The following is a 19,933-nucleotide window of genomic DNA, read 5'->3' on the forward strand; positions in this document are numbered from 1 at the left end:
CGTTTTAAACAGACTCACACCACCTGTTTTAGAATAAACTGGCTGACTAGACATTACAAATGTAATTATTACCATAATCCATTTATTGGAATATGGCTACCTATAACCAAATATTAACAAAAACCTAAAAAATGAAAAAGAAACTATTACTCTTAACCGTATCAGCGATTGTAGGCCTTTCAGCCTGTAAAAAAGCGGCTGTATTACAAGAAGAAGTTGTAAACAGCAAAAAAACTATGGGCAGCTTCAGTGTGCAATCCCTCACTCAAACCAATGTTTTTAATGTCACCGAAAAAATTAGCGCATCAATCGAAAGAGACCGCCTAAAAAATGGATACTATTTAACCGATTTTACTGCAACCGGTTTATACATGGCCCCAGGTGCTACTTTAGATATCACCGTAGAACAAACCGCAGGCACCAGCTTGCCAAAATTATTAATTGGCACCTATTCTCGATATGGCACCTGGAACACCCAGCCCACATCCGTGCAGTTAACAGCGGGTACGAATACCATTACCAACGCTGTTGGGGGCTTATTGTGGATCAGGTACACCAATTCTACAACTGGCTCTACCGCTAAAGTAACTTTTAATAGCGGTTACCAATACGCTCCATATTACAAACTCGGCGTAACCACCAATTCAGACTGGATTAATCAATTACAAACTTACACTACTCCTGATGTTGTTTTAGAGGGCTCAAATTGCTTTATCGTGGTATCAAGAACTAAAGCAATACAATACCAAGCAGAAGACCAGGGTGCTATATTGAACAAAATTACGCAGGTTATTGCGCTAGAGGATGATTTGAACGGCTTAGACAACTCTTTGCCCGCACATGCGAAAAATGTGCATACCTATCTTTTAACGCAGCATGAGGATCCGGCCTATTATTTTTTCGCTTATGATTATCGTACAGCTTATATCACCTCAGATGTTAATGCCATTTTAACTTTAAGCGCAGTAGGCACCAATGGTTGGGGATTATGGCACGAACTGGGCCACCAGCACCAAATGATGTGGCGTTGGGGAGCTTTAGGTGAGGTTTCGGTAAATCTTTACAGTTTATATGTGCAACGTACCCTTACCCCGTCTATCAACAGGTTGGTAAACGATGGCGTGTGGCCAAAAGCTTTTACCTATTTAGGAAAACCTGCCGGTACAAAAGATTATAACGGATCAGCAAGCTATACCAATCCTTTAACCGATCTGTTTATCAGACTCTGTATGTTTCAACAATTAACCTTAGCCTATGGTGATAATTTTTATAGAACCCTGGCCAAGGATATGCGTGTTGAAAATCCAACCTTAGCTAATGATGATGCCAGGATGCGTTATTTCATGCTGAAGGCATGTAGTATATCGGGCAAAAACTTAACTGGTTTCTTCCAAAAATGGGGATTAAATTTATCTACTTCAGCAGCTACAACTCAAATATATGCAGATATAGCTGCTTTGGGTTTACCTGCGCCAAGCACTGATCCCTCTACCTTGCAAGACAATGTTGCACCTTTAACAGAATTAAGTAAAACTGGCTGGAGCATTAATTCTTTCAGCTCCGAAGAAACCAGCGGCGAGGGCGCTATCAATGGTAGGGCTGCTACATTAATTGATGGTAGCCACAGTACGTTCTGGCACTCACGCTGGACTACTTCTGCAACAAGTTATCCGCACCAGATAGTGATTGATTTAGGAGCTTCGAAATCGGCAAACGGCTTAAGTTTAGTGCAAAGAAGCGGATTGAGCCGTGCGATTAAAAACTTTCAGGTTTTAACAAGTACCGATAATATAAATTTCACATCGGTAAACAATTATGTAGCTCAAAATGCGGCCGGAGTACAATATTTTGCGTTTGGCAGCACCAAAACCTTAAGATATCTTAAGATAATTATGAACTCTGCACAAGATGGTTTACAGTTTGCATCACTGGCAGAACTGGGATTATACAATTAACGATTTCATAAAAAGAGGGCCTATAGGTGGTCCTCTTTTTATTTATCGTTACAGACATTGTATTTTTGATTAATATTTCCAGTCAAAAAAATGTTTTAAGTATAACGGAAATAGCATTTTAACAATGAACCTGGTGGCAGGTTGATTATAAACCGGAAAATCGGTTTTTGGCTTATAGGTTATTTACTTCAAAACCGCGATAGCTAAGCATTTCTGCATTATGCGAAACAATTAGGCGAAGTTTTAATCTTTCGATGATTGCTCTGGCTTGGGCAATATTTCTTTGCATATCGTTTATTCCCCTGATTTCGATTCCTCCAGACATGAGTTTAAATTTACTGGGTTCAAACTTATCAATAAACTGCTGGAGATCCGGGCTAACTGTTACCTGATTGTTTTGCATAATCAATTATTATTTCTTTTGCCACAAAGCAAAACAAAGCATTTTAACTTATCAGCGCTTTCATATTAACTTATTAAGAAATGTTAACAAAAGCTTCTTCAATACGATCAATCCAACCGTATTATGTAGCGCATTTAATTGCACTTAAGCTGAAAATGCAATAAATTAGCTTAAAAATCAAAGCCGATCAAATTTGGCTAGTAGCGAACCTCTTCCTAAAAAATAGATGATGCCCAATAACAAAGTATATCCGCTAAGTTTACTGTTCCTCACGCTTTTATTCAGTTCTCTATCTTCAATTGGGCAGATTGTACTCAAGGATAAAAAATATCGTGTAGATACTAAAATATTTTCGCAAACAGATTCAGGCGCACTAAAGTTAGATATTTATTACAGTGGCAAAATAACAGAAACGAAGCCAACGGTACTTTTTGTATTTGGTGGTGGCTTTGTAATGGGCCACAGAGACAGTAAGTTATTTGATCAATACTTTAACACTTTAATAGGGCATGGTTTTAAAGTGGTGTCTGTTGATTATAGATTAGGCCTTAAAGGAAAGAAATTTCCCAGTCCCTTTAATACTTCAAATTTAAAAGCTGCTATTGATACCGCTACGACTGATGTTTTCGAAGCAACAGCGTATCTGCTTAAAAATGCAAAAGAACTCGGTATCGATACGGCTATGATCATCCTATCGGGATCAAGTGCGGGCGCTATTACGGCACTGCACGCCGACTATAACAAGCGGAATGCGACAGCGTTATCGGCTAAACTCCCACAGCATTTTCAATACAAAGGTGTAATTTCTTTTGCCGGAGCAATATTAAGTTATCATGGTGCGCCAAAATATGCTACGCCACCAGCACCTACAATGCTTTTTCATGGCACAGCCGATAATCTTGTACCCTTTAACAAAGTGAGATTATTTAATAGGGGCTTTTTTGGCTCTAAATACCTGGCACGCACCTTCAAAAAAAATGGTTATCCATATTATTTTCAGTATGTACAAGGTATGGGACACGAAATAGCAGGCTCGCCAATGGTCGAAAACCTGCCAGATATTTTGTGGTTTATCGAAAATTACATCATTAAACAAAAGCGCTACTTCATGGAAGTAGACTTTAAAGATGCCGACAAAAAACCCACTTTTAGCATACCCCCTGCTTTAAAAAAGAGGTAGTGTAAATCATATGGTTTCGCTATTTTTTCAATTCGAGCACTGCAACGATAGGCAAATGATCAGAAGCATAACGCTCAGAAATAACCTCGTGCGAAACAATTTTAAAAGGATTTCCTGTTTTAAAACCAATATGATCAATTGTTTTCCGCGGGTTGATCACAGGAATGGTAAAACCACAATTGCTACATGTTCTGGTGAAATTAGAATCGAATATTTTAATGCTTTCTGAACTTGGATCGGCGTTTAAATCACCTGCAACAATTAACGGCAGGGTTTCTTTTGCTGTTAACCGATTAATCTCCTTAGCTTGAAGTATACGGTTATCTTCCGGGCGTTGTGCATCAAGATGGGTAGAAGCAAAACGGATAAAAACTCCTTTGGCAATTTTGGCAGTTGCAATGGCCAAAACCCTTTGTTCTGCTTTGGCATCATTATTTTTAGGCAACATAAAAGTCTGCTGTGCAGATAAAGGAAAACGTGATAAAATAGCTACGCCGTAGTCACCCCCATCATGGTCTATCGCTTTACCAAAATAAAAATTCATCTTTAATTTGGTGGCCAGCAAAGCGGCCTGGTTAACAGTGCCCGATCTTTTGGTATTCACGTCTACTTCTTGTAAAGCCACAAGATCAGGCTTTTGTTGTGCTATCGCTTTGGCAATGGCATCCACATCAATAAGGCCTTCTTTCTCTTTTGATGGCGGGTTACAATGGTGAAGGTTATAAGACATGATGCGCAGTACGTTACTGTTTGATTCAACTTGTCTGTTGATCTTACGTGAACAAGCGCCCAAAAGGCAAATACTTAGGATTAAAAAAGAGTATAATTTCATATCGGTTAAATCCTTAAGATTAATATCAAAAACTATCTCTTTATCTTGGTAAGTTAGTTTTCATGCGTTCCAGCTTCGCCAGCCAATATCCTTTCCATTTCTATCATCATCTGCTCGGCCAGGCGTTGTTTAGCTTGCAACTTCGACAGGTAAGCATCTGCAAATGTTACTTCCAGTTCATCCATAATAAAGGCATATTTTGCCTTAAGTTCTATAAGATCAATCTGAAGTTTCTTGGAAAGATTTTGCATAATACAAAGCTAAAAAAAGGAAGGCTATATTCCGGATAAAGGTTTTATTTTTCTTTTTAAAAAAATACACTAAATAGACAAAACCGTTAAAACAATCTCCTAATTCTTTCGTTTATAAATTGATTCCGGCGTGGTTTCCGGAATAGTTTGTTTGGTTAGTTGATTAGGGATCACTCCCAAAGTGAATCCCTTTTCTTTTTTACAAAGCTTTCTATCGATTGAGCATGTTTTCCAGGCAATATTTTCTAAATTCAACCTTTCAAATCAATTATACAATGGAAGAAATCAGATGGGGCATTATTGGCTGTGGAGATGTGACCGAAGTAAAAAGCGGGCCAGCTTTTAATAAGGTAGCCAATTCTAAATTGGTGGCCGTAATGCGCCGTGATAGTGCCAAAGCAGCAGATTATGCAAAAAGACACCATGTTCCGAAATGGTATGACAATGCCACTCAACTGATTAACGATCCGGAGGTTAATGCCATTTACATTGCTACTCCACCCCTACAGCACGAAGCTTATACCATCGAGGCTTTAAAAGCCGGCAAGCCGGTATATGTAGAAAAACCTATGACTTTAGATGCTAATGCTGCTCAACGCATGACTGATGCTGCTAATCAGCTAAAGATAAAGCTTTGCGTGGCTCATTATCGCCGTGCACAACCCATGTTTTTAAAAGTTAAAGAACTATTGGCAGCACATACCATTGGCGACGTTCGTTTAGTTAGGTTAAAAATGCTCCAGCCGCCTAACCCCGCACTAATTGCCAAAACAGCCGATAATTGGCGGATCAATCCAGCCATTTCTGGTGGTGGTTTATTTCATGACCTGGCGCCACATCAATTAGATCTCATGACTTATTATTTCGGTGCTGTAAAAAATGCCATGGGCCTTGCCATCAGACAACAGGAAAACACTGGGGTTGATGATCTGGTTGCGGGAAATATCCATTTCGAAAAAGGAGTTGTTTTCAGCGGCACCTGGTGTTTCTCTGTTGCCGCACAAGATCAGGCCGATGTTTGCGTAATTTATGGTTCAAAAGGTAACATCAGTTTCCCAATGTTTGGCAATAAAGTCACGGTTACAACTGATCAAACGGAAGAATTTATATTTAAACCTTTGCAACATGTGCAACAACCTATGATTGAAAAAGTAGTTGATTACTTTTTAGGCAAAAGAGAAAACCCATGCAGTGGCGAAGATGCATTGATTACAATGAAGTTAATGGATGATTTTACGCGGAAGTAAGAGTAATTCGACGAAGGATCATTTTAATTGAACCATGTTAGACATAGATGGGTACTTCTTTTTAGTTTATGCGGTAAAAATGGCTCAACGGACAGTTTACACAGATTTTTGTCGATCTTATCTGTTATAATCCTAAAATTACTGAGAAACTAAAATCTACGTATTATGATGCCTATAATTCTATTGTAAAACGATTTCTTACTGTTTTGTGAAGAGGTGGCATCTTTCTTATCTAATAAATGTGGTAAAATCTCCTTGGGTATTCTCCAAAAATCAGGAGGAGGGTTTTCTTTGAAAATAAACAGATAAAGTTTTAATGTTTCCAAATACCAATCCTGATGTTTATTGTATTCCACAATCCCCCCCACATTGGGATAATGATGTAAATTCCGGCCCAAAACCAACGGGCAGAATTTTTCCCAGTACTCTACCGTATACAACAGGTGCATATGCCATACCTTATCAACCACAATAGAAGGCGATGCCCCGTTCTGCGATATGCAGCAGAGATACACAAAACGCTTATACTCTGCTATCGCCAGCAAAGTAAACCGTCTTGTCCAGCCCTCGGTAACTGCTAATTTCCGTGAAAAAGGGATTGCAAAATCTTCATTATCCGGCGAATAGTTATAAATCCGTTGCCATAAAGGATCGTCTGCGTAATTTACACCTCTTTCATCAGGTAATATCGTTATATATTCAGGTTTCATCATGAATTATTTAGCAGCCACAAGAAACTGAAGATTCATAGATATAAACGGTTTTGGGATAATAATACCGGTTAAGCAACTGGCAGAAATCGTCGAACGTTTCCTGTAGGTCGGTGTCTAATAAATTTAATGTAAAATCCAATGCAGGTGTGGCACCAACAGAAACCGAAAGTTCACGGTTAACAATCTGTATATCGGCTATAACTTTCCATTGGATAAGAGTGGTATGTTCATGGTAATGAATTCCTTCTTCACATACCGTTAATAGCACTGTGTTTTCTTCACGCTTTGCCCAATAACCCACTACTCTTACAGTTACTAATATAAAAGTGAGTACCGCAGAAACATAAAGGGAGATAGATAAGGCCTCTTTTTCTTCCGAAAAAAAGGAAACAAGGGCTATAATGATAAATGTAAACAAAAACATGCTGGCCATAAATGAACAACTGCCAGGGTCCCAAGCCTTTTTATACAAAATCATTTCATCTCTTACCATAAGCTTCAAAATCTGAAGATAAGAAAATAACAGATAAAATTTACGCTTCAGTTTTCGTACCTCAACCTGCAAGGTAACGCTCAATTGTCATTAAGTTATGCCATTCGGCACAAGCAAAAATAATTTAGCCACAGATAGAAAAGATGCACACAGATATGAAAATCTGTGTTTAGCTGTGCTAATCTGTGGTTAAAACTGTTAACTTAACGATATCGGGGTAATGCTTCACCCGCGGCTTAATCGCTAAAATTGTATTTCATTTTTGGGGTTGCAAGGCGCAAAACACTGTCTATAAACCTGATTGTCGGGGAAAGCTCCCGATTCTTCATCGGGACTTGTACCAAAAGCAGGACTGCAGCGCGCTAAGCGTTACTGCCCTTCCATTTCCAAGCAAAATGGACATGACCGATCGATCATCTAAATTTTATTTAAAATGTCACCTCGCAACAATAAAAAAATTATACTATACTTTACCTAAAGTTTCGAAAGTAAAAGTTTTACAGAAGCTCTTTTTTGATAGTTGGGATCGAAATGAACATATTTAATTTTCCCTGAACGATCGATGATATAGGTAGCAGGAACCGGTAAGGTATGTCGGGTATTGCCATTGTTGTCTTCTAAATTTATACCATAACCCTTGTATTTCGTAAAAGTAGCTTCGTCCATCATAAAGTTAACGTTGTAGGCTTTCATAATCTCATCATCTTTATCCTGAAGGATAGAAAAACCAGCACTGGTTTTTTTGATGGTTTTATCGATATTTTCTTTGGTTTCAGGCGTAACACCGATTACATAAGCATCTTTTCCACTTAATAAACTTAAAGAATCTTGCAGCTCTTTAATGTGTTTATTACAATAAGGACACCATTGGCCGCGATAAAAAAACAACACTACAGAACGGTGGGCTTTAAGCGCACTTTTCAAACTCACGGTTTTACCGTTTTGATCCATTCCGCTAAACATAGGTGCTTTATCACCTTCTTTTAAACCTTTTTGTGCCTTTACCTGAAAGGATAATGTAGCAATTAAGCCAACAAATAGTATAATTCTTTTCATTTTATATTTATTTAACAAAAGGCAGGAAAAGCGAGTTCCCTGCCTATTTTTTTTACATTTTACTTTTCGACATTTTTTCTTTAGCCATTTTAGATTTTTCCATTTTGGCTTTTTTCATCGAATCGGTTTTCATTTTATCCATCTTGTTTTTCTCCATTTTGTCCATTTTTTTCTTCTCCATTTTGTCTTGTTTCATTTTAGACATCTTTTCTTGTAATGGACTGTTAACCGAAGCAAAACTTGGTAACGAAAGGCTAGCCACAACTAAAGTGGCCATAAACAATTTTCCTGCTGATCTTAAAATTTGATTTTTCATGTTTTTTATGCGTTTTGTTTATCCCTTAGTCGAAGTAATAACCATAACCTTACAAGAAAAATCAATTTTTATTGATTTCTTTTTCAATCTTTTCTGTTAATGTTTTTTTAAAGGCCTCATCAAGTTTAAAATCAGCATTTCCAAACCCTACAAATACCTTGTTAATTAATATACTCTGCTGTTGATAAATTTTGCATACCGAACAGCCTGCCAAATGTACATGCAATTGTAACGTTTCGGCAGCTGTAATTTTTCCAGCAATTCTTTTTTCGATCAAAAAAGTTGCTTGCCTACAGTTATAGATTATATTTTTTAGCGCGCTCGTCATATCAGTTCCAGTTTTTTTGAAGGCAGGCCCTCAGGTTAAGTTTTGTGCGGTGCATAATTACCCAGAAATTTGCCGCTGTGAGTTTAAGTTCGGTACAGATCAGTTCCGAAGCCAGATCGTCCATATGTTTCATCGAGAATACCGAAAACCATAATCCGGGAAGTTTAGCCAAACATTCATTTAATATGTTCCCCAGCTCTTTCATCATCAAAGGATTGTCTACCTCCAAACCAAATGCTCTCGGGTAATCTTTTTCAGTCCAATGCCCTGATTCTGCATCAAAAAAATCCTGTCGTTCATCTTCTATACCTACTGCCTTTAAATTAATGGCAGATCGTTTTCGGTAAAAATCGGCAATCTTGTTTTTAAGGATGGCTGTTAACCATGTTTTTTCCTCACTATTACCTTCAAAACGGTTTAAACGCTGCAATCCTGCCAAAAAGGTATCCTGCACCAGATCTTTGGCCACATCTTCATCTCTTAATCTCGACATCGCAAATCCATAAAGGTAATCGGCATATTTTTCTACCCAGCTAATTGGATCTGAGTGAAGACTTTTGGCCGTAAGGCCTTTGTCCGTTTCGTTTTGCATTTTTTACGTATCTTATATAAATATAGTGCTTAAATGCTTAGTCGCGAGAAAAGAAACTTCCTTACATATTTTTTTATTTTTTTCTGTAAGGGTTGTGCATCGAAAACGACTAAGCCTAAAATTGATGACCATGATCACAAAAATAGCATTACCTCTTTTGGTGATAAGCCTCCTCAGTGTTGCTTTTATTGCAGATAATAAAACCACACCAAAACCTCAAGCCAAAACAGGTTTTGCAGTTGTAGAACTTTTTACTTCAGAAGGCTGTTCGAGCTGTCCTCCTGCCGATGCATTATTGGCTGAGATCGAAAAAGAAACTCAAAACAAGCCTGTATACTTATTGGCCTTTCACGTAGATTATTGGAACAGGCTGGGCTGGAAAGATAGCTTTAGCAATTCAAAATTTTCTTCCCGACAAAACCAATATGCCGATTGGCTTAACCTTAAAACCGTTTACACACCGCAGGTTGTGGTAAATGGAAGTAAAGAATTTATAGGTTCGGAAGAAAACATTCTTCGTAATAGCATTAAAACGGCACTTGCCAAACCATCCACCGGAAATTTAGCTATTTCAACCAGCAAAACAGACAATGGTAACCTCATGCTAAATTATAACTCAGATCTGCCAACCGACGGTTATTCACTAGCTGTGGCTTTCGTAATTGCAAAAGCAAGTAATCAGGTTTTAAAAGGCGAAAATAAAGGCAAGACTTTAAGCCATGTGCAGATCATAACTCAGTTCGAAACTTTTGCACTGGGAGGAAAAACCAATGGAACTGTAAATGTACAAATGGAGACAGTGAACGGAAAGCGGCCGACAGCGCTGATTGCCTTTTTACAAAACAATAAAACGGGTAAGATAACCGCGGCAACAAGTTTAAGAAACCTGTTAGCTTTGAATTAAGTCGTAAATCCGAGCGATAATCGTCTGCGTTTATATCATAAACAGCCTCAGCATGAAAGTAATTAAAGAAAAACATTCGCTCTTAATGCGATGGACACATTGGGTTAATTTCCCGGTTTTGGCCGTGATGATTTGGAGTGGGCTTTTTATTTATTGGGCCAATGATGCATATGGCATTTCAATATTTGGCTTCAGCTTCATTAAATTTTTCCCTGAATGGTTTTACGATTATTTCCACATTTCAGGCCGACTAGCCGAAGGAATGGCATTTCACTTTCTTTTTATGTGGTTCTTTTTCATTAACGGCTTGCTCTACATTCTTTACACTGTTTTCTCTGGAGCCTGGCGCGAGCTATTACCCAACAAACACTCTTTTAAAGAAGCCTGGCTGGTGCTACTGCACGACTTTCATATCCGTAAAACTATCCCACCGCAAAAGAAATACAATGCTGCACAGCGCATAGTCTATACCGCGATTATATTTATGGGTATTGGTTCTGTAGCAACAGGCCTGGCCATTTATAAACCTGTACAATTTTACTGGCTCTGTTGGCTATGTGGCGGTTATCATTTCGCCAGGATTCTCCACTTTGCTTTAACCATTGGATATGTCTTATTCTTTTTGATCCACATTATTCAGGTAGTGATTGCCGGATGGAATAATTTCAGGGCTGTAGTGGCCGGATTTGAAGTGGTAGAAGAACAAGTCAAGTTTAACCCCGAGCCCCTAATACCTCAAAAACCCGAAGATAAAGATGAAAACAAACCATAAAAAGAAGATTAAGGCTCCATTAACGGTTGAGCAGAAAATCAAGAGACGAACCTTTATTTCGTTTGGGGCATTCGTGGCACTTGGAGGTAGTGCTGCCGCGGGCTGGAATTGGCTTTTAAATGCTCCCGAAGAAACACCGGGCATTACTGGGGGTACCCGTGCTCCTTTACGCAGAGCGCTGAATAAAACAGAACTCTTTTTCCGCAACCTCTTCAGCAATAAACATTTGGTTAAAACTTATCCGATAATGGAAGCTGCAAAAACGCCGAGGGTAAACAGCCTGATTGGTATTGAAGATGATGAAGATTTTGATGTTAGCCGCTGGAAACTCGTCGTAAAACTTAAAAACCTAAAAGATCAACATATCAGCATAGAAGCACTAAAAGCATTACCTAAAACAGAAATTGTTTACGATTTTAAATGTGTAGAGGGTTGGGACGAAATCCAACACTGGGCAGGCGTAAAACTAAGCGACTTTTTATCATATTTTAAGCTCGAGGAAGAAGCTAAAAAACAATATTTGGGCTTAGAAACGCCCAATGGAGCGTATTATGTAGGCCTGGAAAGAGAAAGTATCCTGCATCCACAAACACTACTGGCTTATGAAATGAATGGTAAACCGATCAGCATTGAGCATGGGGCGCCCTTAAGGCTGATTGTGCCCGTTAAGTATGGCATTAAAAACCTGAAAAGAATCGGAACCATGTCTTTTAGCGATAAGAGACCCAGAGATTACTGGGCAGAACAGGGTTACGATTACTATTCAGGTTTATAAACTGATCTTCACTTTAAATTTTGACGGTTTTTAGTTGTTCATCAGGATGACTAGATATACTCCTATTGCAGCTTATTTCGTAGGAATAAACTTCAACGCATAAGAATTCATGCAATATCTTTTACCTGTTGGTTCAGGTCCATCATCAAATACATGCCCCAAATGTAAACCTGTGCTGGCTTCAACAACTTCATCCCTCACCATACCATCTGATTTATCGGTTACAATTTTAATCGTTTTCGGATCTATCGGATTAAAAAAACTCGGCCATCCTGTTCCCGAATCAAATTTTGTATCCGACGAAAATAAAGGTTTGCCTGTAGCGGCACTTACATAAATCCCTTTTTGATGGTTGTTCCAATAAGGGTTTTTATATGGCGTTTCCGTTCCACCGTTTACCATAATTTCGTAGGCATCTACAGAAAGTACTTTTTTCCAGTCTGCTGCCGGCTTTGCTTCCGGATATAAACTGGTCTTATTTTCCATTTTTGCGCCCATTGGCTTGCCCTGGCTACAGGCATTCAATGCAAGCGCCATGAGCGGTATCATCAATAATTTTAACTTTTTCATATTACATTAGTCGTATGGCAAGAACAATCCTTACAAATGGGTTAAACTAAAGCCAAATACCGGCAAAATCAGAAATATGATCTGCTTAGCTATGCTTCTTTTGATACTTTAGGTTTTTCCTCTTCTTGCCCGGCCTTAAATTCTTTTATGCCTTTTCCTAATCCTTTCATTAACTCAGGGATTTTTTTTCCGCCGAACAGTAATAATAGCGCAACTCCAACAATGATCATTTCAGGGCCTCCCAGCAAGGCAGCGATGGTTGTATTCAACATTTCGTTTTTTGTTTTAGTGATATTTACACATACGCATAAAGCGTAGGACTGGTTCTCAATTTCAAATTTAAAACCCCGTCAAAAAAAAACACTCCGATTTAAAGTAATTTCTAAAGTTGTACGTCTACAGTTCCAACAAACCTAAAAACTTTTCTATATGATAGCCGTTTTCAAAACAAATGTATCCACGGATAACGAGTTAAACGTAATCAGCCCATTGCTGAACAGCCAGTTCAAAGAAATTAAATGGAATATCGATTTATGGGATTCTGATAAAATCCTCAGGGTAGATTCGCCAAGAGATTGGACAAAAGAAATCACCGAACTCTTTAACAGTATTGGTTTGCGCTGTATTAACCTCGAAATTTTTCATTCCGAGCCTTTTTAAGCCTGGATATCACATTCTAGTGGTGTCAGATATTACTATCTGACACTGAATCTCTTTCTCAAAGATAATAAGCATTGGAGTTGCTATTGCAATTCCACATTGGAATTTACTTTATCAGTCAGATGGTAACATCTGACTGCACAAATGACTGCCCAAATTAGAATCAAAAAATCCAGGCTTTTTATTCGTAATACTTCTTTAAAAGGTATATCTTCCCTTTGCTTTGGCTATTTGTAATAGATTATCATTAAATTGCATCATCTATTTATTGCATCAATCCCTAATGAAAGAAATTACCGATATCATAAAGGCATATCAAAAAGCAACGAAGGAAAAGAAAAAAACAGCCCTTGCTACGGTAGTTAAGGTAGAGGGTTCTTCTTACCGCAGACCTGGTGCAAGAATGTTGATTACTGAAGATGGCCAGTTAACAGGCGCCATTAGTGGCGGTTGTTTAGAAGGCGATGCGTTGCGAAAAGCACTTTCAGCAATTGTACAGCAAGAAAACAAATTAATTACTTACGACACCACAGATGAAGATGATGCCAAATTTGGCGTTCAACTGGGCTGCAATGGCATCGTACATATTTTGTTCGAACCCATTATAGAAGCAGATGAGCTAAATCCCATTGCCATTTTAACCGCATTGCAAAGCAAAAGGGAAAATGCAGTTTTAGCAATACTTTTTTCCCTAACAGATAAGCTGCAGTTGGGTACAAGTATGCTTTTTAGAAATGAACCTATTCTATCTAAAATCCCCGAAGCGATCTTCAATGAGACAATTAAAGATATCCTTGAAGTTTCTGAATATAAGACCACGGCAATTAAAGCTTATAATTTTAACAACCAACAGATTGATGCCTTTCTCGAGTTTATCCAACCCCCAATTTCATTGATTATAGCAGGCGCAGGCAATGATGCACAGCCTTTAGCCGAAATGGCTTACCTTTTAGGCTGGGAAGTAACTGTGATAGATGGAAGACCTACACATGCTACGCCACAACGTTTTGCAAATGCAACCAAGGTTTTGGTAAGCAAACCCGAAAATGTGTTAGCTCAAATTCAGATAGATGAACAAACGGCTTTTGTATTGATGACCCATAATTACAATTACGACCTCGAACTACTTAAGTATCTATTGGGCACAAATGCTCCCTATATCGGCACACTTGGACCAAAGAAAAAACTAGTTAGGATGTTAGATGAACTGGATTTGGCAACGCCAGCAAACCAAACACGTGTGCATGGTCCGGTTGGATTGGATATTGGCGCAGAAACTGCAGAAGAAATCGCCATTTCCATCCTAGCCGAGATTAAATCTGTTTTTACAGGTGCTTCGGCCATGTTTTTAAAAGAGAAGAAAAAACCGATCCATGTTTACGAATTAAAAAACAATTAAGCATTGAAAACGGGCATTATCATATTGGCAGCAGGTAGTTCTTCACGTTTGGGAAGACCAAAACAGCTTTTGGATTACAAAGGGAAAACGCTCTTGCAAACCATAATAAATGAAGCTTTAGAAACAAGTTGCAGACCCGTTATCACTGTTTTAGGTGCAAACGCTAAAGAAATAGCCAGCCAGCATCAGCATGATCAGGTTAATTTCGTTATCAATGAAAGTTGGGAAAATGGAATGGCATCGAGCATTGTAGCCGGGCTTTCAGCTATAATCAGAAATAATAGCGAAATTGAAAGTATCATTATTGCTGTAGCCGACCAGGCTTTTATAAAAATGAGTAACTTTAATAACTTAATCGAAAAGCAGAAAGAAACAGGTAAAAATATAATTGCCAGCACCTATTCCGAAACGATAGGAACTCCTGTCCTCTTCAAAAAAGATTATTTTGAAGCACTTTTATCGCTCACAGGAGCAGAAGGAGCAAAAAAGATACTCAAACAATATCCTCAGGATGTAGAAACAGTTGTTTTTGAACATGGAGAAATTGATATTGATACAGAAACAGATTATAACAATTTAATTAGCCAGCAATGATAGCAGATTCTTTTGGAAGAATACACGATTACCTGCGGATATCGCTTACCGATAACTGCAATTTTCGCTGCTTTTATTGCATGCCAGAGGAAGAATACGACTTCACCCCTGCCTCCCGGCTTATGCAAACCGACGAAATTATTAAGCTGGCAGAAATTTTTGTGGCCAATGGCGTAAAAAAAATCAGGCTTACAGGTGGTGAACCCTTGGTGCGAAAAGATGCAGCCCAAATTATTGCTGCATTAGGCAAACTTCCGGTTGAGCTCGTGATTACGACAAACGGAACCCGCATTGCCGAAATGTTGCCTGTATTAAAAGAAGCAGGCATTAAAACCATTAATATTAGTCTGGATACATTACAGCCTGAGAAGTTCTTTATGATTACCCGAAGGGATGTTTTCCATCAGGTACGCAGTAATATCGAACTGCTTTTGCAGCATAAAATCAAGGTAAAAGTAAATATGGTGGTGATGAAAGGGCTTAATGATAACGAAATCAATGATTTCATCAGCTGGACTAAACACAATCCCATCCAGATCCGATTTATTGAGTTCATGCCCTTTAGCGGTAACAAATGGACGAGCAATAAGATGTTTTCTTTAGATGAAATCCTATCCGTGGTTGAAAAAGATTTCACCGTATTACCTGTTAAAGGAGAACCGCATGATACGGCTAAAAGTTTCATGATCCCCGGTCACGAAGGCTCGTTTGCCATTATCAGCACCATGACCAATCCTTTTTGCGATACCTGTAACCGCATGCGCTTAACTGCAGATGGCAAACTCAAAAACTGCCTTTTTTCGGATAGTGAAACCGATCTGCTTACGGCATTGCGGAAAAACGAAGATGTGCTTCCACTAATCCAATCGGCCATTTGGAGCAAAAAGAAAGCATTAGGTGGACAGTTGGTAAGCGATTTCGAAAAAATTGACGCTACTACCATTCAAAACAGAAGTATGATTACCATTGGAGGATAAAATTTTCATGATTAGCGTTAAAGAAGCAAAAGACCTCATTTCTAAACACATCATAACACTCAATCCCATTTCAATCGATTTGGCAAAGGCATCAGGACACATTCTTGCAGCGGATGTTTATGCTAAATACGATATTCCTGCATTTAGCCAGTCATCGATGGATGGTTATGCCATCAAATTCGAAGATCACGAACAAGAACTCTCCTTAATTGGCGAAATGGCCGCAGGAACGGCAACCACCATGAGCATCCAAAACGGCGAAACCAGCAGGATATTTACAGGTGCCCCTTTACCAGGAGGAGCTGATACTGTGGTAATGCAAGAAAAAATCACACGCAGAGAAGGAAAAATCACCTTACAGGATCCAAATTTAAAGCTTGGCTTAAACGTACGGGATAAAGGTTCAGAAATTATGGCCGGAGCATTGGCAATGGAAAAAGAGAGCCTGCTCAGTCCTGCCGCTATTGGCTTTCTGGCCGGGATTGGTATTAACAAAGTTAGCGTTTATCCCATGCCAAAGATTTCGATTATTGTAACAGGGAAAGAATTACAACAACCAGGAAAAACACTCGAATTTGGACAGGTGTACGAATCGAATTCCTATTCGCTTTCTGCAGCTTTAAAACATGAAGGCATTGAGCAAATTGCCGTTTACGAAGCTGATGATGATCTGGAAATCCTTAAAAACGTATTGCAAAATGCAATAGAAAACAGCGATGTTGTGCTGCTAACCGGAGGTGTAAGTGTGGGTGATTATGATTTTGTTATCGAAGCCGCTGCACATTGTGGCATCAAACAGATTTTTCATAAGGTAAAGCAGAAACCTGGCAAACCTTTGTTTTTTGGCACAAAAGATCAAAAATTAATATTCGGACTTCCGGGTAACCCATCATCTGTACTCAGCTGCTACTATAATTACGTATTGCCATCCATCAAATCCTTATCGCATAAAAGCAATAGTGTACTTGAAGTTCAGGCAAAACTTACCCATTCCTATTCCAAAGCTGCAGGGCTTACACATTTCCTGAAGGGCAAATATGAAAATGGGCTGGTTACCCCGCTCAGTGCGCAGGAATCGTATCGATTAAGCTCATTTGCGCAGGCCAACTGCCTGATCTGCCTTAATGAAACACAAGAACAATTAAAAAAAGGCGACATCCTAACCGTAATGATTTTACCAAACTAAACCATGCAAGAAAGTTTTATCCTCTTTTACTGTTTGCTTTTTATTGTAGCCTTTTTATACGCCTCTGTTGGGCATGGTGGCGCAAGCGGTTACCTCGCATTAATGGCCATTTTTGCCGTTTCACCGGCCATTATGAAACCTACAGCACTATTGCTCAATCTTTTTGTTTCCTCCACTTCATTTATCCAATTTTACCGTGGCGGTCATTTTAAGTGGAAAACCTTTTGGCCTTTTGCGCTTGCCTCTATTCCGCTCTCTTTTGTGGGGGGGATGATAGTAATCGAAAGTTCTATTTATAAAAAGATTTTGGGTGTGCTGTTACTCCTCCCGGTCATCCGTTTTTTCTTCTTTAAAAATACCGATCCAAAAGATTTCAAACCATCGAACATTCCGCTATCGCTTGCCATTGGCGGTATTATCGGCTTACTTTCGGGCATGATCGGTATTGGTGGAGGCATTATCCTTTCTCCTATCCTATTGCTTTTAAAGTGGACAGATCAAAAACAGACTGCGGCCATCAGCGCAGCATTCATCTTTGTTAATTCGGTTGCTGGTTTAGGCGGCCAACTCATTAAAGGCTTCGAATTTAACAGCCATATGCTCGCTTATGTTTGCGTAGCTTTCGTGGGTGGCATTTGTGGCGCTTATTTTGGCGCTTTAAAATTCCCGCAAACCGTTTTAAAGAATGTTCTGGCCTGTGTATTGGCGCTGGCCGCTTATAAATTACTATTTACACATGCATAATATGAAATACCTTATCATCGGCTTGTTATTTTTAAGTTTTGCTGTAAATGCACAGGAGAGCAAGCAATTTGTAGTCGAAGGAAAGGTTAAGGCTCCATTAACAGTTACTTTAGACAATTTAAGTGCTTATAAATCCGTTAGTTTGGATAGTATGACAATTTTTAACCACTTGATGCAGCGTAAAAGCAGCATTAAAAACATTAAAGGTGTGCTTTTGAAAGATATTTTGGCCAAGGTAGAAATAGATGCCAGCGTTCCAAAAAAATTAAGTGAATATTACCTGGTTTTTACTGCAACCGATAATTATAAGGTGGTGTACTCGTGGAATGAAATCTTTAATTCGCCTACGGGAAATCAAGTGCTGGTTTTAACCGGTTACGATATCAATCCTGCCAAGGCTGAAAAGGGAAATATCGCCATTATTACACCAAGCGATTTCGCAACAGGAAGAAGATTTATAAAAGGATTGAGTAAAATCAGCATCTTACAGGTAAATTAGCAGCATGAAACCATCATGAGCAAACACTCACAACGATAATAAACCGAGCCTGCGAGCGCTTGAACACAAAAATCAAATAGAAAACTTGTGAAAAATATGCTCATGATCGCTTCATCACCGATAAAAACAAAAATATACAGATGAAAATCGAATTGATCAGTTTTGGCAAGATTTCCGAGTTTATTAACAATCAAAATATTGAGGTTGATGGCATTGCTGATACCGATACGTTTAAACAGTATCTAGAAAATCAGTTTCCTGCTTTAAAAAGCATGAAATATAAACTTGCCCTGAACAAAAATATCGTTCAGGAAAATACCGAAATCACCAACAATGCTATAATAGCCATAATGCCACCTTTTTCTGGCGGATAAACGATATGAGTGCAGAACGATACAACAGGCAGATTATCCTTAAAGGATTTGGAGAGGAGGCACAACAGCAGCTTTTAAGGGCAAAAGTACTTGTAATTGGTGCTGGTGGCTTGGGTTGTCCTGCGCTGCAATACCTCGCTGCTGCCGGCATTGGCCATATTGGTCTAGTTGATGACGATACCATTTCATTATCCAATTTACATAGACAGATTCTTTTTACAACGGCTGATATCGGGAAACTGAAAGTAGAGGTTGCAGCAAAGCGCTTGCAGGAGATGAATACACAGATCGGGATTATCCGCCACCCCATCCGCTTGCAGAAAAATAATATTCTCGATATTCTATCCAGATACGATTACATATTGGATGGTACAGACAATTTTGAATCCAGGTACCTGATTAACGATGCCTGTGCACTTTTGAACAAACCGCTTATATTTGCTGCAGTTTCAGGTTTTGAGGGCCAGTTAGCCGTATTTAACACCCCCGATCATTTAACACCCAGCACCAATTACCGAGATCTTTTCCCCATTCCACCCGATAAAGGAGAAGTGGCCAATTGTGCCGAAAATGGCGTTCTAGGTGTATTGCCAGGCATATTGGGTACTATGGCAGCCGCAGAAACCATTAAATTGATTGCCAAAATCGGGCAGCCGCTCACCAATAAAATTTTAAGTTACAACTTACTTACACAAGAACAATATACCATCAAAATCAGTCACGGAGGCGGTTATACCCTTCCCAAAACTGTTGATGAATTTTTAAATATGGATTATCAGGATACGAGCGAAGGGCCACAGGGATATGCAGAAATTGATGCCAGCGAACTGGTTAAACTTCAGCAGTTAGAATCGACAATTTTAATCGACGTACGCGAAAGGCACGAAGTACCCATACTGGATAAACAGATCTTTACGCAGGTACCAATGTCAGAATTTGGCGCCTTTATGAGTAAAGAATTTTATCAAAAACATGTGGTTCTGATTTGCCAGCACGGCATCAGAAGTGTAGCCGCAGCAGAGGCCATGCAGGAAAAATATGGCGATGCAAAAAAAATATACAGTTTAAAAGGTGGTATCGTAAAATGGAGAGATCATTTTCTCAAACCCTAAC

26 protein-coding genes are annotated in these 19,933 nt (G+C 38.9%); 15 read left to right on the forward strand and 11 right to left on the reverse strand.

What is annotated here, in order from left to right; genetic code table 11:
• The first annotated feature begins 131 nt into the window (after positions 1-131).
• Positions 132-1,955, forward strand: a complete 1,824-nt coding sequence (locus LQ201_RS20880) for a M60 family metallopeptidase (RefSeq protein WP_230145245.1) — start codon at positions 132-134, stop codon at positions 1,953-1,955.
• Between the two features lie 172 nt (positions 1,956-2,127).
• On the opposite strand, the gene LQ201_RS20885 is transcribed toward LQ201_RS20880, so the two are convergent.
• Positions 2,128-2,358 (reverse strand): hypothetical protein, encoded by a 231-nt coding sequence (locus tag LQ201_RS20885; protein WP_029278309.1) that lies wholly within the window; start codon positions 2,356-2,358, stop codon positions 2,128-2,130.
• A 229-nt stretch (positions 2,359-2,587) separates the two neighbouring features.
• On the opposite strand from LQ201_RS20885, the gene LQ201_RS20890 reads away from it, so the two are divergent.
• Positions 2,588-3,538, forward strand: a complete 951-nt coding sequence (locus LQ201_RS20890; protein ID WP_230146686.1) for an alpha/beta hydrolase — start codon at positions 2,588-2,590, stop codon at positions 3,536-3,538.
• Between the two features lie 19 nt (positions 3,539-3,557).
• Here the strand turns inward: LQ201_RS20890 and LQ201_RS20895 are convergent, their stop codons facing one another.
• Together LQ201_RS20895 and LQ201_RS20900 are read right to left on the reverse strand one after the other, a co-directional pair.
• The gene (locus tag LQ201_RS20895) at positions 3,558-4,370 is read right to left on the reverse strand and encodes an endonuclease/exonuclease/phosphatase family protein (protein WP_230145243.1); all 813 of its coding nucleotides are present in this window, start codon (positions 4,368-4,370) and stop codon (positions 3,558-3,560) included.
• 53 nt (positions 4,371-4,423) lie between these two features.
• Positions 4,424-4,621, reverse strand: a complete 198-nt coding sequence (locus tag LQ201_RS20900; protein ID WP_230145242.1) for a hypothetical protein — start codon at positions 4,619-4,621, stop codon at positions 4,424-4,426.
• Positions 4,622-4,896: 275 nt separating this feature from the next.
• Here LQ201_RS20900 and LQ201_RS20905 point away from each other — a divergent pair, with 275 nt between their 5' ends.
• Positions 4,897-5,868, forward strand: a complete 972-nt coding sequence (locus LQ201_RS20905) for a Gfo/Idh/MocA family protein (RefSeq protein ID WP_230145241.1) — start codon at positions 4,897-4,899, stop codon at positions 5,866-5,868.
• 149 nt (positions 5,869-6,017) lie between these two features.
• On the opposite strand, the gene LQ201_RS20910 is transcribed toward LQ201_RS20905, so the two are convergent.
• From LQ201_RS20910 to LQ201_RS20935, 6 genes are all read right to left on the reverse strand, one after another.
• Positions 6,018-6,578 carry a hypothetical protein gene (locus LQ201_RS20910; protein ID WP_230145240.1) on the reverse strand — a complete coding sequence of 187 codons (561 nt, stop codon included), beginning with the start codon at positions 6,576-6,578 and terminating at the stop codon, positions 6,018-6,020.
• Between the two features lie 10 nt (positions 6,579-6,588).
• Positions 6,589-7,158, reverse strand: a complete 570-nt coding sequence (locus LQ201_RS20915) for a hypothetical protein (protein WP_230146687.1) — start codon at positions 7,156-7,158, stop codon at positions 6,589-6,591.
• 390 nt (positions 7,159-7,548) lie between these two features.
• Complete coding sequence (locus LQ201_RS20920; protein ID WP_230145238.1) at positions 7,549-8,130, reverse strand: peroxiredoxin family protein; 582 nt, start codon at positions 8,128-8,130, stop codon at positions 7,549-7,551.
• 52 nt (positions 8,131-8,182) lie between these two features.
• Entirely contained in the window at positions 8,183-8,446 is a 264-nt protein-coding gene (locus LQ201_RS20925; protein ID WP_230145237.1) for a hypothetical protein, read from the reverse strand.
• A gap of 61 nt (positions 8,447-8,507) precedes the next feature.
• Complete coding sequence (locus tag LQ201_RS20930; RefSeq protein WP_230145236.1) at positions 8,508-8,774, reverse strand: zf-HC2 domain-containing protein; 267 nt, start codon at positions 8,772-8,774, stop codon at positions 8,508-8,510.
• A 1-nt stretch (position 8,775) separates the two neighbouring features.
• Positions 8,776-9,366, reverse strand: a complete 591-nt coding sequence (locus LQ201_RS20935) for a sigma-70 family RNA polymerase sigma factor (protein ID WP_230145235.1) — start codon at positions 9,364-9,366, stop codon at positions 8,776-8,778.
• 130 nt (positions 9,367-9,496) lie between these two features.
• On the opposite strand from LQ201_RS20935, the gene LQ201_RS20940 reads away from it, so the two are divergent.
• Genes LQ201_RS20940 through LQ201_RS20950 form a run of 3 tightly spaced genes read left to right on the forward strand, consistent with a single transcriptional unit; the run spans position 9,497 to position 11,817 of the window.
• Positions 9,497-10,270: a thioredoxin family protein gene (locus LQ201_RS20940; protein WP_230145234.1), complete on the forward strand. Its 774-nt coding sequence runs from the start codon at positions 9,497-9,499 to the stop codon at positions 10,268-10,270.
• 52 nt (positions 10,271-10,322) lie between these two features.
• Positions 10,323-11,042 (forward strand): cytochrome b/b6 domain-containing protein, encoded by a 720-nt coding sequence (locus tag LQ201_RS20945; protein WP_230145233.1) that lies wholly within the window; start codon positions 10,323-10,325, stop codon positions 11,040-11,042.
• Positions 11,026-11,817 carry a molybdopterin-dependent oxidoreductase gene (locus LQ201_RS20950; protein ID WP_230145232.1) on the forward strand — a complete coding sequence of 264 codons (792 nt, stop codon included), beginning with the start codon at positions 11,026-11,028 and terminating at the stop codon, positions 11,815-11,817. Before LQ201_RS20945 ends, LQ201_RS20950 begins: the two co-directional genes overlap by 17 nt.
• Before the next feature lie 72 nt (positions 11,818-11,889).
• Here LQ201_RS20950 and msrB read toward each other — a convergent pair whose 3' ends face one another.
• Positions 11,890-12,387, reverse strand: coding sequence for a peptide-methionine (R)-S-oxide reductase MsrB (gene msrB, locus LQ201_RS20955; protein ID WP_230145231.1), 498 nt, complete (start codon positions 12,385-12,387; stop codon positions 11,890-11,892).
• Between the two features lie 89 nt (positions 12,388-12,476).
• Positions 12,477-12,659 carry a twin-arginine translocase TatA/TatE family subunit gene (locus tag LQ201_RS20960; protein ID WP_230145230.1) on the reverse strand — a complete coding sequence of 61 codons (183 nt, stop codon included), beginning with the start codon at positions 12,657-12,659 and terminating at the stop codon, positions 12,477-12,479.
• Between the two features lie 157 nt (positions 12,660-12,816).
• Between LQ201_RS20960 and LQ201_RS20965 the strand changes: the two genes are divergently transcribed.
• The 9 genes from LQ201_RS20965 (at position 12,817) to LQ201_RS21005 (ending at position 19,932) form a co-directional block, all read left to right on the forward strand.
• Entirely contained in the window at positions 12,817-13,047 is a 231-nt protein-coding gene (locus LQ201_RS20965; RefSeq protein ID WP_036669980.1) for a hypothetical protein, read from the forward strand.
• Between the two features lie 283 nt (positions 13,048-13,330).
• Entirely contained in the window at positions 13,331-14,446 is a 1,116-nt protein-coding gene (locus LQ201_RS20970; RefSeq protein ID WP_230145229.1) for an XdhC family protein, read from the forward strand.
• A gap of 3 nt (positions 14,447-14,449) precedes the next feature.
• Positions 14,450-15,040 (forward strand): NTP transferase domain-containing protein, encoded by a 591-nt coding sequence (locus tag LQ201_RS20975; protein ID WP_230145228.1) that lies wholly within the window; start codon positions 14,450-14,452, stop codon positions 15,038-15,040.
• Positions 15,037-16,017: a GTP 3',8-cyclase MoaA gene (gene moaA / locus LQ201_RS20980; RefSeq protein WP_230145227.1), complete on the forward strand. Its 981-nt coding sequence runs from the start codon at positions 15,037-15,039 to the stop codon at positions 16,015-16,017. Before LQ201_RS20975 ends, moaA begins: the two co-directional genes overlap by 4 nt.
• A 7-nt stretch (positions 16,018-16,024) precedes the next feature.
• Positions 16,025-17,203, forward strand: a complete 1,179-nt coding sequence (gene glp / locus LQ201_RS20985) for a gephyrin-like molybdotransferase Glp (RefSeq protein ID WP_230145226.1) — start codon at positions 16,025-16,027, stop codon at positions 17,201-17,203.
• Between the two features lie 3 nt (positions 17,204-17,206).
• Positions 17,207-17,947: a sulfite exporter TauE/SafE family protein gene (locus tag LQ201_RS20990; RefSeq protein ID WP_230145225.1), complete on the forward strand. Its 741-nt coding sequence runs from the start codon at positions 17,207-17,209 to the stop codon at positions 17,945-17,947.
• Position 17,948: 1 nt separating this feature from the next.
• Positions 17,949-18,446: a molybdopterin-binding protein gene (locus LQ201_RS20995; RefSeq protein WP_230145224.1), complete on the forward strand. Its 498-nt coding sequence runs from the start codon at positions 17,949-17,951 to the stop codon at positions 18,444-18,446.
• Between the two features lie 140 nt (positions 18,447-18,586).
• A complete protein-coding gene (locus tag LQ201_RS21000) occupies positions 18,587-18,820 on the forward strand; it encodes a MoaD/ThiS family protein (RefSeq protein WP_230145223.1) in 234 nt (77 codons plus the stop codon).
• Between the two features lie 5 nt (positions 18,821-18,825).
• The gene (locus LQ201_RS21005; RefSeq protein WP_230145222.1) at positions 18,826-19,932 is read left to right on the forward strand and encodes a HesA/MoeB/ThiF family protein; all 1,107 of its coding nucleotides are present in this window, start codon (positions 18,826-18,828) and stop codon (positions 19,930-19,932) included.
• Position 19,933 lies beyond the last annotated feature (1 nt).

Source organism: Pedobacter sp. Bi126, assembly GCF_918698245.1.
Taxonomy (GTDB): Bacteria; Bacteroidota; Bacteroidia; order Sphingobacteriales; family Sphingobacteriaceae; genus Pedobacter.

Bases quoted from the DNA above. Each gene is read 5' to 3' on its own strand.
- LQ201_RS20880 (WP_230145245.1), top strand. From the start codon at position 132: ATGAAAAAGAAACTATTACTCTTAACCGTATCAGCGATTGTAGGCCTT.
- LQ201_RS20885 (WP_029278309.1), bottom strand. From the start codon at position 2,358: ATGCAAAACAATCAGGTAACAGTTAGCCCGGATCTCCAGCAGTTTATT.
- LQ201_RS20890 (WP_230146686.1), top strand. From the start codon at position 2,588: ATGCCCAATAACAAAGTATATCCGCTAAGTTTACTGTTCCTCACGCTT.
- LQ201_RS20895 (WP_230145243.1), bottom strand. From the start codon at position 4,370: ATGAAATTATACTCTTTTTTAATCCTAAGTATTTGCCTTTTGGGCGCT.
- LQ201_RS20900 (WP_230145242.1), bottom strand. From the start codon at position 4,621: ATGCAAAATCTTTCCAAGAAACTTCAGATTGATCTTATAGAACTTAAG.
- LQ201_RS20905 (WP_230145241.1), top strand. From the start codon at position 4,897: ATGGAAGAAATCAGATGGGGCATTATTGGCTGTGGAGATGTGACCGAA.
- LQ201_RS20910 (WP_230145240.1), bottom strand. From the start codon at position 6,578: ATGAAACCTGAATATATAACGATATTACCTGATGAAAGAGGTGTAAAT.
- LQ201_RS20920 (WP_230145238.1), bottom strand. From the start codon at position 8,130: ATGAAAAGAATTATACTATTTGTTGGCTTAATTGCTACATTATCCTTT.
- LQ201_RS20925 (WP_230145237.1), bottom strand. From the start codon at position 8,446: ATGAAAAATCAAATTTTAAGATCAGCAGGAAAATTGTTTATGGCCACT.
- LQ201_RS20930 (WP_230145236.1), bottom strand. From the start codon at position 8,774: ATGACGAGCGCGCTAAAAAATATAATCTATAACTGTAGGCAAGCAACT.
- LQ201_RS20935 (WP_230145235.1), bottom strand. From the start codon at position 9,366: ATGCAAAACGAAACGGACAAAGGCCTTACGGCCAAAAGTCTTCACTCA.
- LQ201_RS20940 (WP_230145234.1), top strand. From the start codon at position 9,497: ATGATCACAAAAATAGCATTACCTCTTTTGGTGATAAGCCTCCTCAGT.
- LQ201_RS20945 (WP_230145233.1), top strand. From the start codon at position 10,323: ATGAAAGTAATTAAAGAAAAACATTCGCTCTTAATGCGATGGACACAT.
- LQ201_RS20950 (WP_230145232.1), top strand. From the start codon at position 11,026: ATGAAAACAAACCATAAAAAGAAGATTAAGGCTCCATTAACGGTTGAG.
- msrB (WP_230145231.1), bottom strand. From the start codon at position 12,387: ATGAAAAAGTTAAAATTATTGATGATACCGCTCATGGCGCTTGCATTG.
- LQ201_RS20960 (WP_230145230.1), bottom strand. From the start codon at position 12,659: ATGTTGAATACAACCATCGCTGCCTTGCTGGGAGGCCCTGAAATGATC.
- LQ201_RS20965 (WP_036669980.1), top strand. From the start codon at position 12,817: ATGATAGCCGTTTTCAAAACAAATGTATCCACGGATAACGAGTTAAAC.
- LQ201_RS20970 (WP_230145229.1), top strand. From the start codon at position 13,331: ATGAAAGAAATTACCGATATCATAAAGGCATATCAAAAAGCAACGAAG.
- moaA (WP_230145227.1), top strand. From the start codon at position 15,037: ATGATAGCAGATTCTTTTGGAAGAATACACGATTACCTGCGGATATCG.
- glp (WP_230145226.1), top strand. From the start codon at position 16,025: ATGATTAGCGTTAAAGAAGCAAAAGACCTCATTTCTAAACACATCATA.
- LQ201_RS20990 (WP_230145225.1), top strand. From the start codon at position 17,207: ATGCAAGAAAGTTTTATCCTCTTTTACTGTTTGCTTTTTATTGTAGCC.
- LQ201_RS20995 (WP_230145224.1), top strand. From the start codon at position 17,949: ATGAAATACCTTATCATCGGCTTGTTATTTTTAAGTTTTGCTGTAAAT.
- LQ201_RS21000 (WP_230145223.1), top strand. From the start codon at position 18,587: ATGAAAATCGAATTGATCAGTTTTGGCAAGATTTCCGAGTTTATTAAC.
- LQ201_RS21005 (WP_230145222.1), top strand. From the start codon at position 18,826: ATGAGTGCAGAACGATACAACAGGCAGATTATCCTTAAAGGATTTGGA.